Genomic DNA, 12,185 nt, shown 5'->3' with positions numbered 1-12,185 from the left:
GTTTGAGGAGATAGCATGATTGTTCGTCCCGTACGCAGCAGCGATTTGTCCGCTCTGATCGACCTGGCCCGCAGCACCGGCACCGGCCTGACCACCTTGCCGGCCAACGAAGAGCGCCTGACCCACCGGGTTGGCTGGGCCGAGAAGACCTTTCGCGGTGAAGCCGGTCGTGGCGACGCGGATTACCTGTTCGTGCTCGAAGACGACAACGGTCGCGTGGTGGGGATTTCCGCCATCGCCGGCGCGGTCGGTCTGCGCGAGCCTTGGTACAACTTCCGCGTCGGCCTGACCGTCAGCGCCTCGCAGGAATTGAACATCTATCGCGAGATCCCGACGCTGTTCCTGGCCAACGACCTGACCGGCAACTCCGAGCTGTGCTCGCTGTTCCTGCACGCTGACTACCGCACCGGCCTCAACGGCCGTATGTTGTCCAAGGCGCGGATGCTGTTCATCGCCGAATTCCCGGAACTGTTCGGCAACAAGATCATCGCCGAGATGCGCGGCGTGTCGGATGACGCCGGCCGTTCGCCGTTCTGGGAAAGCCTGGGCCGTCACTTCTTCAAGATGGAATTCAGCCAGGCCGATTACCTGACCGGTGTCGGCAACAAGGCGTTCATCGCCGAACTGATGCCGAAATTCCCGCTGTACACCTGCTTCCTGTCGCCGGACGCGCGCAACGTTATCGGTCAGGTTCACCCGGACACCGAGCCGGCGCTGGCAATGCTCAAGAGCGAAGGCTTCAGCTATCAGGGTTACGTCGACATCTTCGACGCCGGCCCCGCCATCGAGTGCGAGACCAGCAAGATCCGCGCGGTGCGTGACAGCGAAGCGCTGGTGCTGGCTATCGGCACGCCGGGCGACGACGCCACGCCGTTCATCATCCATAACCGCAAACGCGAAGACTGCCGCATCACGGCTGCGCCGGCCCGTCTGGCCGCCGGCACCCTGGTGGTCGATCCGCTGACCGCCAAACGTCTTCAACTCAACGCTGGCGATCAGGTGCGCGCCGTAGCGTTGTCCGCTGCCCGGGAGTCGAAATAATGAATTCGCTATACATCGCAGGTGAGTGGCTGGCCGGTCAGGGCGAGGCCTTTCAATCGCTGAACCCGGTGACCCAGCAAGTGCTGTGGTCGGGGGAGGGCGCCACCGCCGCTCAGGTCGAGTCGGCCGTGCAGGCTGCGCGTCAGGCGTTCCCGGGCTGGGCCCGGCGTACCCTGGAAGATCGCATCAGCGTGCTCGAAGCATTCGCCGCTGCGCTGAAAAACCATGCTGACGAACTGGCCCGCACCATCGGTGAGGAAACCGGCAAACCGTTGTGGGAAGCCGCGACCGAAGTCACCAGCATGGTCAACAAGATTGCGATCTCGGTGCAGAGCTACCGCGAACGTACCGGCGAGAAGAGCGGCCCGTTGGGCGACGCCACCGCCGTGTTGCGCCACAAGCCCCACGGCGTGGTCGCGGTGTTCGGCCCTTACAACTTCCCCGGCCATTTGCCGAACGGCCACATCGTGCCGGCGCTGCTGGCCGGTAACAGCGTGCTGTTCAAACCAAGCGAGCTGACCCCGAAAGTCGCCGAGTTGACGGTCAAGTGCTGGATTGAAGCCGGTCTGCCGGCCGGCGTGCTGAACCTGCTGCAAGGCGCCCGCGAAACCGGTATCGCTCTGGCGGCGAACCCGGGCATCGACGGTCTGTTCTTTACCGGCTCGAGCCGTACCGGCAATCACCTGCACCAGCAGTTCGCCGGTCGTCCGGACAAGATTCTTGCGCTGGAAATGGGCGGCAACAACCCGCTGGTGGTCGATCAGGTCGCCGATATTGATGCTGCGGTGTACACGATTATTCAATCGGCGTTCATTTCCGCCGGTCAGCGCTGCACCTGTGCCCGTCGTCTGCTGGTGCCGGAAGGCGCGTGGGGCGACAGCCTGCTCAAGCGTCTGGTGGAAGTCAGCTCGACCATCGAGGTCGGTGCGTTCGATCAGCAGCCGGCACCGTTCATGGGTTCGGTGGTTTCCCTTGGCGCGGCGAAAGCGTTGATGGATGCCCAGGCGCATCTGCTGGCCAACGGCGCTGTGTCGTTGCTGGCGATGACTCAGCCACAGGCGCAATCGGCACTGCTGACCCCGGGCATCGTTGATGTGACGGCGGTTGCCGAGCGTTCCGATGAAGAACTGTTCGGCCCGTTGCTGCAGGTGATCCGCTACGCCGATTTCGCGGCGGCGATTGCCGAAGCCAACGACACTGCGTTTGGCCTGGCCGCAGGTCTGCTGTCGGATTCCGAAGAGCGCTACCAGCAGTTCTGGTTGGAAAGCCGTGCCGGGATCGTCAACTGGAACAAGCAACTGACCGGTGCTGCGAGCAGCGCACCGTTCGGCGGTGTCGGCGCTTCGGGCAACCACCGCGCCAGCGCCTACTACGCGGCGGATTACTGCGCGTACCCGGTGGCCTCGCTGGAAACCCCGAGCCTGGTGTTGCCGGCGGCCCTGACGCCTGGCGTGAAGATGGCGTGATGCCCATCGCTGGCAAGCCAGCTCCCACAAGGGCGATGAGATCCCTGTGGGATCTGGCTTGCCAGCGATGGCCGCGCCGCGGTCTCAAAGAATAGTTACTGAAGCCTATAACAACAGATTCTCGTGGAGCCTCGCTGATGAAATCCTATGAAGTCAATTTTGACGGTCTAGTGGGGCCGACCCATAACTACGGTGGTCTGTCCTACGGCAACGTTGCGTCCCAGAGCAACAGCCAGCAATCCTCGAACCCGAAGGAAGCGGCGCTGCAAGGTCTGGCGAAAATGAAAGCGCTGATGGAAATGGGCTTTCAGCAGGGCGTTCTCGCACCGCAGGAGCGTCCGGACGTGGCTGCTCTGCGCCGTCTGGGTTTCAGCGGTACCGACGCTCAGGTGATCGAGCGCGCCGCCAAAGAAGCGATGCCGTTGCTGGTCGCCAGCTGCTCGGCGTCGAGCATGTGGGTGGCCAACGCCGCCACGGTCAGCCCGAGTGCCGACACCGCTGACGGTCGCGTGCATTTCACCGCCGCCAACCTGAACTGCAAATACCACCGCAGCATCGAGCACCCGACCACCAGTCGCGTGCTGGGCGCGATGTTCGCCAACCAGCAACACTTTGCTCACCACGCCGCGTTGCCGGCAGTGGCGCAGTTCGGTGACGAAGGCGCAGCCAACCACACGCGTTTCTGCCGTGAGTACGGCGATGCCGGTGTCGAGTTCTTCGTGTTCGGTCGCAGTGCGTTCGACACCCGCTACCCGGCGCCGCAGAAATACCCGGCGCGTCAGACCCTCGAAGCGTCGCAAGCGGTCGCTCGTTTGCACGGTCTGCGTGACGACGGCGTGGTCTACGCGCAACAGAATCCCGCCGTTATCGATCAGGGCGTGTTCCACAACGACGTGATCGCGGTGGGCAACGGCGAGGTGCTGTTCTATCACGAGGACGCGTTCCTCGACACCGATCAGATGCTGGCTGAACTGCAAGCCAAACTGGCCAAGGTCGGCGGCAAGTTCCAGTCGGTCTGCGTGCCGCGTTCGGCGGTCACCGTGGACGACGCGGTGCGTTCCTACCTGTTCAACAGCCAGTTGCTGTCGCGTCCTGACGGTTCGATGCTGCTGATCGTGCCGGAAGAGTGCCGTGGCAACGAGCGCGTGTGGAATTACCTGCAAGGCCTGACCAGCTCCGGCGGCCTGATCCGCGAAGTGAAAGTCTTCGACCTCAAGCAAAGCATGCAGAACGGTGGTGGCCCGGCGTGCCTGCGACTGCGCGTCGCGCTCAACGAAACCGAGCTGGCGGCCGTCAACCCAGGGGTTATCATGACTGCCCCGTTGTACGGTTCGTTGACCGCATGGGTTGAAAAGCACTACCGCGACCGCCTGACCGAAAGCGATCTGGCGGATCCGCAATTGCTGCTTGAATGCCGGACGGCACTGGATGAACTGACGCAAATCCTTAAACTGGGCGCGGTTTATCCATTCCAGATCAATTGATGACCGATGCGCCGCCTCGTCGCGGCGCACGGTTCCATCTCCCCAAGAGAGCGTAAAACATGAGCGATTCCCTGCAGCTGATCCTTGAAGACACTGACGGCACGCAACTGCAAACTTCCTGCACCCGCGTCGCGGTCATGTGGCAAGGCAAAGAGCTGTGGATCCAGCAGGACGGCCGCGGCCAACTGTTGATCGGCGTGGACGTCGAAGAGGGCGACGAAGAGTACGCCAACCTGCTGTTGCGCCCATTGGCGACTAATCTGGTAAGTCTGCAACTGGAGATGGAACCGGCTGACCTCGGCGACGATGACGGCCACGTGCACGGCCCGGATTGCAATCACGACCACTAAGGAAACCGCTCTATGCTCGCCCTCGGCAAACTGCTTGAACTGACCCTCGCCGGCCGTGAACCGGCGGAGAAGACTCAACTGACTGTCGAAGGCGTGCGCATGCGCTGGTTGAGCGAGGGTGCGCTGGAAGTCCGGCCACCCGAAGCGCGCGACAATGGCCTGGACCTGCTGCTGTCTGCAGGCATCCACGGCAACGAAACGGCACCGATCGAATTGCTCGACCGGTTGCTGCATGACATCGCCCGCGGCGATCTGAAGCCGCGCGCACGCATTCTGTTCCTGTTCGGCAACCCGGAAGCGATTCGCAAGGGCGAGCGTTTCGTCGAGCAGGACGTCAATCGGCTGTTCAACGGCCGTCACGAACAAAGCAGCGGTTCCGAAGCCCTGCGTGCCTGCGAGCTGGAACGTCTGGCGGCGAGTTTCTTCAGTCTTCCTGATCGTCAGCGCCTGCACTACGACCTGCACACCGCGATTCGCGGTTCGAAGATCGAGCAGTTCGCCCTTTATCCGTGGAAGGAAGGTCGCCAGCATTCCCGTCTTGAGCTGGCCCGCCTGCGCGCCGCCGGCATGGAGGCGGTGCTGTTGCAGAACAAGCCGTCGATCGTGTTCAGCTCTTACACCTACGACAAGCTGGGGGCCGAGTCCTTCACGCTGGAACTGGGCAAGGCGCGGCCATTCGGGCAGAACGCCGGGGTCAATGTGTCGCTGTTGGAAACCCGCCTGAAGCAGATCATCGAAGGCACCGAACCAGAGATGGCCGAGCAAGGCCTGGATGGTCTGCAACTGTTCAGCGTGGCTCGGGAAATCATCAAGCACAGCGATGCGTTCCGCCTGAACCTGCCGGCGGACATCGAAAACTTTTCCGAACTGGATGTGGGTTATGTGCTGGCCGAAGACCTGGCCAATACCCGCTGGATCATCGAAGAGCAGGGCGCGCGGATCATCTTCCCCAACCCCAAGGTCAAGAACGGCCTGCGGGCGGGTATTCTGATCGTGCCGACCACTGACGAAAATCTTGCCTGACACTGAAATCTCCCCCACGCAGCGCGCGGGGGAGATCGTTATTGCATCAGACCGCTACAGCACGCGGCTCGGTGCGGCGCAATGCACGCACTTTCTGCAACGTATCGGCGCAGGTCTTCGCCGCTTCCTGACCCTTGTGCACGAAATGCTCGAAGAAGAACTTCTGGTGTTCTTCGCCGGCATGGAAGTGGTGCGGGGTCAGCGACACCGAAAACACCGGCACTTCGGTTTCCAGCTGCACCTGCATCAGGCCGCTGACCACCGACTGGGCGACGAACTCGTGACGGTAGATTCCGCCGTCCACCACCAGGGCGGCGGCAACGATACCGGCATAACGACCGGTCTTGGCCAGCAGCTTGGCGTGCAGGGGCATTTCAAAGGCGCCGCCGACTTCGAAGAAATCGATGTCCGATTCCTGATAACCCTGAGCGATCATTTCGGCGAGGAAGCCTTTACGGCTCTGGTCGACGATTTCCTTGTGCCAGCAGGCCTGGATGAACGCGACGCGCTCGCCGTGGGTGTGTTTGCTTTTGCTGTCGATAGCGGTGGGTTGCATGTTCTGACTCCTGTTTGTGTGAAAAACAGGGCGTTATGAATCGAAAGGGATTCAAGGGTACGCACGCTCGCGCGAACGCGGCGGACGGCCCTTTGGCGTCAATCCCGTTCTCTCTTCATCCGGACTGTGACCGTCGGCCCCGGAATCACACCGGGTCTGCTGACCTTGCTGCCGCTCACGGCTTATGCCGTGTCCGTCACCAAGCGCTCGCGGGCTATGCACATTGCGCGCAATTACCGCCGGTGGGGAATTGCACCCCGCCCTGAGAACGTTTCGCCGCCCTTTATCGGACGGCGCAGCGTTTTTAACACAGATTGCCGGGCTGTGCATTGCGCCTTTGTGATGATTGCCATCGGATTATTCGAAGCGTGAAAACGACTTTTCCTTGCGCAAGGGTTGATTAATCCGCGCCATGCCCGCAGTAATTCCTCTTCGAAAAGGGATTTCCCCTGCTGACTTGAGGCCAGGTTCATGAGCGTTATCGATCTTCGCAGCGACACCGTCACTCAACCGACTCCCGCCATGCTCGACGCGATGACCCGCGCCGACACCGGTGACGACGTGTATGGCGAAGATCCGACGGTCAATCGTCTGGAAGCCGAACTGGCAAAACGGCTCGGTTTTGCTGCCGCGCTGTTCGTCCCGACCGGCACCATGAGCAACCTGCTGGGCTTGATGGCGCACTGCGAGCGCGGTGACGAGTACATCGTCGGTCAACAGGCACACACCTATAAATACGAAGGCGGCGGCGCAGCGGTGCTCGGCTCGATTCAGCCACAGCCGCTGGAAGTGCAGGCCGACGGCTCGCTGGACCTGGATCAGGTGGCCGCGGCGATCAAGCCCGACGATTTCCACTTCGCCCGCACCCGCCTGCTGGCGCTGGAAAACACCATGCAGGGCAAAGTGTTGCCGCTGGACTATCTGGCCCGGGCCCGCCAGTTCACTCGGGACAACGGCCTGCAACTGCATCTGGACGGCGCGCGGCTGTACAACGCGGCGGTCAAGCTGGGGGTCGATGCCCGGGAAATCACCCAATATTTCGATTCGGTCTCGGTGTGCCTGTCCAAAGGCCTCGGCGCGCCGGTCGGTTCGGTGCTGTGCGGTTCGTCGGCGTTGATTGCAAAGGCCCGGCGCCTGCGCAAAATGGTCGGTGGCGGCATGCGTCAGGCCGGACTGCTGGCGGCGGCGGGGCTGTATGCGCTGGATCACAACGTGGAGCGTCTTGCCGATGACCATGCCAACGCACAGTTGCTGGCCGAAGGCTTGCGCGAGGCCGGTTTCAGTGTCGAGCCGGTGCAGACCAACATGGTTTACGTGCAGATGGGCGACCGTGCCGAGGCGATCAAGGCATTTGCCGCCGAACGCGGGATCAAGTTGAGCGCTGCCGCCCGTCTGCGGATGGTCACGCACATGGACGTCAATCGCTCGCAAATCGAGCAAGTGATCGCGACATTCGTCGAGTTTTCGCGCAAGTGACAGCGTTAGCGGCCCAATTGACCGTTTCTATCGTATAAACACGCTGTACCCCGCGCGCAGGGCCGATATAATGCGGCCCTTTGCCGTCGTTTCGTCTGTTGACGTTTCGTACAGGCCTTTGGCCGCAGCCTCCGTGGAAGAACCTAATGAAAAGCGCAGAAATCCGTGAAGCCTTCCTTCGCTTCTTCGAAGAGCAAGGCCACACCCGTGTAGCCTCCAGCTCTTTGATTCCGGGCAACGACCCAACCCTGCTGTTCACCAACGCGGGGATGAACCAGTTCAAGGACTGCTTCCTGGGCCAGGAAAAGCGCGCGTACACCCGCGCCGTCTCCAGCCAGAAATGCGTGCGCGCCGGCGGCAAGCACAATGACCTGGAAAACGTCGGTTACACCGCCCGTCACCACACCTTCTTCGAAATGCTGGGTAACTTCAGCTTTGGCGACTACTTCAAGCGTGATGCCATCACCTACGCCTGGAACTTCCTGACCTCCGAGAAGTGGCTGAACCTGCCGAAGGAAAAACTGTGGGTCACCGTCTACGCCAGCGATGACGAGGCCTACGACATCTGGACCAAGGAGGTCGGTGTGCCGGCCGAGCGCATGGTGCGCATCGGCGACAACAAGGGCGCGCCATACGCCTCCGACAACTTCTGGACCATGGGTGATACCGGCCCGTGCGGTCCTTGCACCGAGATTTTCTACGATCACGGCGCCGACATCTGGGGCGGCCCACCGGGCTCGCCGGAAGAAGACGGCGACCGTTACATCGAAATCTGGAACAACGTATTCATGCAGTTCAACCGCACCGCCGATGGCGTGTTGCACCCGCTGCCAGCCCCGTCGGTGGACACCGGCATGGGTCTTGAGCGGATCAGTGCCGTGCTGCAGCACGTTCACTCGAACTATGAAATCGACCTGTTCCAGAGCCTGCTGGCCGCATCGGCCAAGGCGATCGGCTGCACCAACGACGCTCAGGCATCGCTGAAAGTCGTGGCTGACCACATCCGTTCCTGCGGCTTCCTGATTGCCGACGGCGTGTTGCCGTCCAACGAGGGTCGCGGTTATGTGCTGCGCCGGATCATCCGTCGCGCCTGCCGTCACGGCAACAAGCTGGGCGCCAAGGGCAGCTTCTTCTACCTGATCGTTGCCGCACTCGTGGCCGAGATGGGCGAAGCGTTCCCGGAGCTGAAATCCCAGCAGGCGCACATCGAGCGCGTACTGAAAGCCGAAGAAGAACAGTTCGCCAAGACCCTGGAGCAGGGCCTGAAAATCCTCGAGCAGGATCTGGCCGAGCTCAAAGGCGACGTGGTGCCGGGCGACGTGGTGTTCAAACTCTACGACACCTACGGTTTCCCGATGGACCTGACCGCGGACATCGCCCGCGAGCGTAGCCTGACCATCGACGAAGCCGGTTTCGAGCGTGAAATGGAAGCCCAGCGCGTCCGTGCACGTTCCGCCAGCTCGTTCGGTCTGGACTACAACAGCCTGGTCAAGGTTGACGTCGATACCGAGTTCACCGGTTATCACGCCACCAGCGGTTCGGCGAAAGTCGTTGCTCTCTATAAAGATGGCCAGTCCGTGGACGTCTTGAGTGAAGGGCAGGAAGGCGTTGTGGTTCTGAACCAGACCCCTTTCTACGCCGAATCCGGCGGCCAGGTCGGCGATTGCGGTTACCTGCAGGCCGGCAACAGCCGTTTCGACGTGCGCGACACCACCAAGACCGGTGGCGCGTTCCTGCACCACGGCGTACTGGCGTCGGGCAGCCTGATCGTTGGCGCACCGGTGGAAACCCACGTCGAAGCCGACGTGCGTCACGCTACTTCGCTGAACCACTCGGCCACTCACTTGCTGCACGCTGCATTGCGCAAAGTGCTGGGCGACCACGTTCAACAGAAAGGTTCGTTGGTCGACAGTCAGCGCCTGCGTTTCGACTTCAGCCACTTTGAAGCGATCAAGCCGGAGCAGATCAAGGCACTGGAAGACATCGTCAACGCCGAGATCCGCAAGAACTCCGCCGTTGAAACCGAAGAAACCGACATCGAAACCGCCAAGCAGAAAGGCGCGATGGCGCTGTTCGGCGAGAAGTACGGCGACAACGTGCGCGTGCTGAGCATGGGCGGTGATTTCTCCGTCGAGCTGTGCGGCGGTATCCATGCCAACCGTACCGGTGACATCGGTCTGCTGAAAATCATCAGCGAAGGCGGTGTGGCATCGGGTGTGCGTCGTATCGAAGCGGTCACCGGCGCTGCGGCGCTGGCTTACTTGAACGCTGCTGAAGAACAACTCAAGGAAGCGGCCAGCCTGGTCAAGGGCAGCCGCGACAACCTGATCGACAAGCTGTCGGCGGTGCTGGAGCGCAACCGTGCGCTTGAAAAGCAGCTCGAGCAGTTGCAGGCCAAGGCCGCTGCTGCCGCGGGCGACGATCTGTCGGCCTCGGCCGTGGACGTCAAGGGCGTGAAAGTGCTGGCCGTGCGTCTGGATGGTCAGGACGGCAAGGCGCTGCTGGCGCTGGTCGATCAGCTGAAAAACAAACTCGGCCGCGCAGTGATCCTGCTCGGCAGTGTCCATGAGGAAAAGGTCGTACTGGTCGCAGGCGTGACCAAGGACCTGACTGGCCAACTCAAAGCCGGTGATTTGATGAAGCAGGCTGCTGCGGCAGTGGGCGGGAAGGGCGGTGGTCGTCCGGACATGGCGCAGGGCGGCGGTGTCGACGCCGGCGCACTGGATGGCGCACTGGCGCTGACCGTTCCATTCGTCGAGCAGGGTTTATAAGACGGCCCGTCGGGCCCGCAGTCTAGTGGCGGACCCGGCGGCTGTTCGAGTGATTATTGGGCGCCCTTCATGGGCAGAGGCGGCTTTGAAATGGCTTTGATCGTACAGAAATTTGGAGGCACCTCGGTCGGCACTGTCGAGAGAATCGAGCAGGTCGCCGACAAGGTTAAGAAATTCCGCGATGCCGGCGATGACCTGGTGGTTGTGCTGTCTGCAATGAGCGGCGAAACCAACCGTCTGATCGATCTGGCCAAGCAAATCAGTGGCGAAGATCAACCGGTTCCGCGCGAACTGGATGTGATCGTTTCCACAGGTGAGCAGGTGACGATCGCCCTGTTGGCCATGGCGCTGATCAAGCGCGGTGTGCCGGCGGTGTCGTACACCGGCAACCAGGTGCGGATTCTGACGGACAGTGCGCACAATAAAGCGCGTATCTTGCAGATTGATGACCAGAAGATTCGCGGTGACCTGAAAGCCGGTCGCGTGGTGGTGGTCGCTGGTTTCCAGGGCGTCGACGAGCACGGCAACATCACGACCCTGGGTCGTGGCGGTTCCGACACCACCGGTGTGGCGCTGGCCGCTGCGCTGAAGGCTGACGAGTGCCAGATCTACACCGACGTCGATGGTGTCTACACCACTGACCCGCGTGTGGTATCGGTTGCTCAGCGTCTGGACAAGATCACCTTCGAAGAGATGCTGGAAATGGCCAGCCTCGGTTCCAAGGTGCTGCAGATCCGTGCGGTGGAATTCGCCGGCAAGTACAACGTTCCGCTGCGCGTACTGCACAGCTTCAAGGAGGGTCCGGGCACCCTCATTACTATTGATGAAGAGGAAACCATGGAACAGCCGATCATTTCCGGCATCGCTTTCAACCGCGATGAAGCCAAGCTGACCATCCGTGGCGTGCCAGACACCCCGGGCGTGGCGTTCAAGATTCTCGGCCCGATCAGTGCCGCGAACATCGAAGTCGACATGATCGTGCAGAACGTCGCGCACGATAACACCACCGACTTCACCTTCACCGTGCACCGCAACGACTACCAGTCCGCGCAAACCGTGCTGGAAAACACCGCTCGCGAGATCGGTGCCCGTGAAGTGGTGGGCGATACCAAGATTGCCAAGGTCTCGATCGTCGGCGTCGGCATGCGTTCCCACGCAGGCGTGGCCAGCCGCATGTTTGAATCCCTGGCAAAAGAAAGCATCAACATCCAGATGATCTCGACCTCGGAAATCAAGGTTTCCGTGGTGATCGAAGAGAAGTACCTGGAACTGGCCGTGCGCGCCCTGCACACGGCTTTCGAACTCGACGCTCCGGCCCGTCAGGGCGAGTGATGCGTTGTCTGAAGGGCGCGGTCTGACCGCGCCCTTTATTTTTTGAATGGCGTGAGCCCTGAACTGTTCTTTTGCTCGCGCTGGTCAATACTCAGGCATGTAGGGCTACGATCGCTCCGGTTGTAGGTCGGGTGCCTTTTTTTTGCAGACTGTTGTCCCTGAAATGATTCGCGTGAGGAGAAAGGTATGCTGATTCTGACTCGTCGGTGCGCAGAAAGCCTGATTATCGGTGATGGCGAAATCACCGTGACCGTGCTCGGCGTTAAAGGAAATCAAGTGCGTATCGGCGTCAACGCCCCGAAAGAGGTGGCCGTGCACCGTGAAGAAATCTATCTGCGTATAAAGAAAGAGAAGGACGAAGAACCAAGCCATTAATTTTTATCGATTTTTATGTTTGCAAACGGGGAAGAAGGTGGTTAATATACGCCCCGTGTTGCGGAGAGCTGGCCGAGTGGCCGAAGGCGCTCCCCTGCTAAGGGAGTACACCTCAAAAGGGTGTCGGGGGTTCGAATCCCCCGTTCTCCGCCATTATTTGCTTAGTACGTTGTAATCTGGCTTTTTCTGTAAGTTGTTGAAATTTATAGAAAAAGTGGTTGGAATAGAGATTAGACGGGCTATAATGCGGCGCAACAAATGCACTCGTAGCTCAGCTGGATAGAGTACTCGGCTACGAACCGAGCGGTCAC

The 12,185-nt window shown here is 61.0% G+C and carries 10 protein-coding genes, 1 tRNA gene and 1 riboswitch; of the genes, 10 read left to right on the top strand and 1 reads right to left on the bottom strand.

Features of this window, described 5'->3' with window-relative positions; translation table 11 throughout:
- Nucleotides 1–15: 15 nt before the first annotated feature.
- The 5 genes from astA to astE all read left to right on the top strand — a co-directional run bounded on the left by astA (nt 16) and on the right by astE (nt 5,364).
- Nucleotides 16–1,041, top strand: a complete 1,026-nt coding sequence (gene astA / locus ACODTD_RS09145; protein ID WP_011335534.1) for an arginine N-succinyltransferase — start codon at nt 16–18, stop codon at nt 1,039–1,041.
- Nucleotides 1,038–2,507 (top strand): succinylglutamate-semialdehyde dehydrogenase, encoded by a 1,470-nt coding sequence (gene astD / locus ACODTD_RS09140; protein ID WP_201816523.1) that lies wholly within the window; start codon nt 1,038–1,040, stop codon nt 2,505–2,507. Before astA ends, astD begins: the two co-directional genes overlap by 4 nt.
- Nucleotides 2,508–2,644: 137 nt before the next feature.
- Entirely contained in the window at nt 2,645–3,991 is a 1,347-nt protein-coding gene (astB, locus tag ACODTD_RS09135; protein WP_011335532.1) for an N-succinylarginine dihydrolase, read from the top strand.
- Between the two features lie 59 nt (nt 3,992–4,050).
- Nucleotides 4,051–4,341 (top strand): hypothetical protein, encoded by a 291-nt coding sequence (locus ACODTD_RS09130; protein ID WP_011335531.1) that lies wholly within the window; start codon nt 4,051–4,053, stop codon nt 4,339–4,341.
- Nucleotides 4,342–4,353: 12 nt separating this feature from the next.
- On the top strand, nt 4,354–5,364 hold the full coding sequence (astE, locus tag ACODTD_RS09125; protein WP_007951052.1) for a succinylglutamate desuccinylase: 1,011 nt from the start codon (nt 4,354–4,356) through the stop codon (nt 5,362–5,364).
- A 46-nt stretch (nt 5,365–5,410) separates the two neighbouring features.
- Here astE and ACODTD_RS09120 read toward each other — a convergent pair whose 3' ends face one another.
- Nucleotides 5,411–5,920: a 6,7-dimethyl-8-ribityllumazine synthase gene (locus tag ACODTD_RS09120; protein ID WP_011335530.1), complete on the bottom strand. Its 510-nt coding sequence runs from the start codon at nt 5,918–5,920 to the stop codon at nt 5,411–5,413.
- A 102-nt stretch (nt 5,921–6,022) separates the two neighbouring features.
- Nucleotides 6,023–6,194: riboswitch (FMN riboswitch) on the bottom strand.
- A gap of 197 nt (nt 6,195–6,391) precedes the next feature.
- On the opposite strand from ACODTD_RS09120, the gene ltaE reads away from it, so the two are divergent.
- The 5 genes from ltaE to ACODTD_RS09095 all read left to right on the top strand — a co-directional run bounded on the left by ltaE (nt 6,392) and on the right by ACODTD_RS09095 (nt 12,027).
- Complete coding sequence (gene ltaE / locus ACODTD_RS09115; protein ID WP_011335528.1) at nt 6,392–7,396, top strand: low-specificity L-threonine aldolase; 1,005 nt, start codon at nt 6,392–6,394, stop codon at nt 7,394–7,396.
- Between the two features lie 146 nt (nt 7,397–7,542).
- Entirely contained in the window at nt 7,543–10,167 is a 2,625-nt protein-coding gene (gene alaS / locus ACODTD_RS09110) for an alanine--tRNA ligase (protein ID WP_011335527.1), read from the top strand.
- 90 nt (nt 10,168–10,257) lie between these two features.
- Nucleotides 10,258–11,499, top strand: coding sequence for an aspartate kinase (locus tag ACODTD_RS09105; protein WP_007951048.1), 1,242 nt, complete (start codon nt 10,258–10,260; stop codon nt 11,497–11,499).
- A gap of 186 nt (nt 11,500–11,685) precedes the next feature.
- Entirely contained in the window at nt 11,686–11,874 is a 189-nt protein-coding gene (gene csrA, locus ACODTD_RS09100; protein ID WP_002554426.1) for a carbon storage regulator CsrA, read from the top strand.
- Between the two features lie 62 nt (nt 11,875–11,936).
- A tRNA-Ser gene (locus tag ACODTD_RS09095) sits at nt 11,937–12,027 on the top strand.
- The last annotated feature ends 158 nt before the right edge of the window (nt 12,028–12,185 follow it).

This window comes from Pseudomonas sp. FG35, from assembly GCF_057809295.1.
The sequence above is the reverse complement of the archived record's forward strand: the minus strand, read 5'-3'. Positions and strand labels throughout refer to the sequence as shown.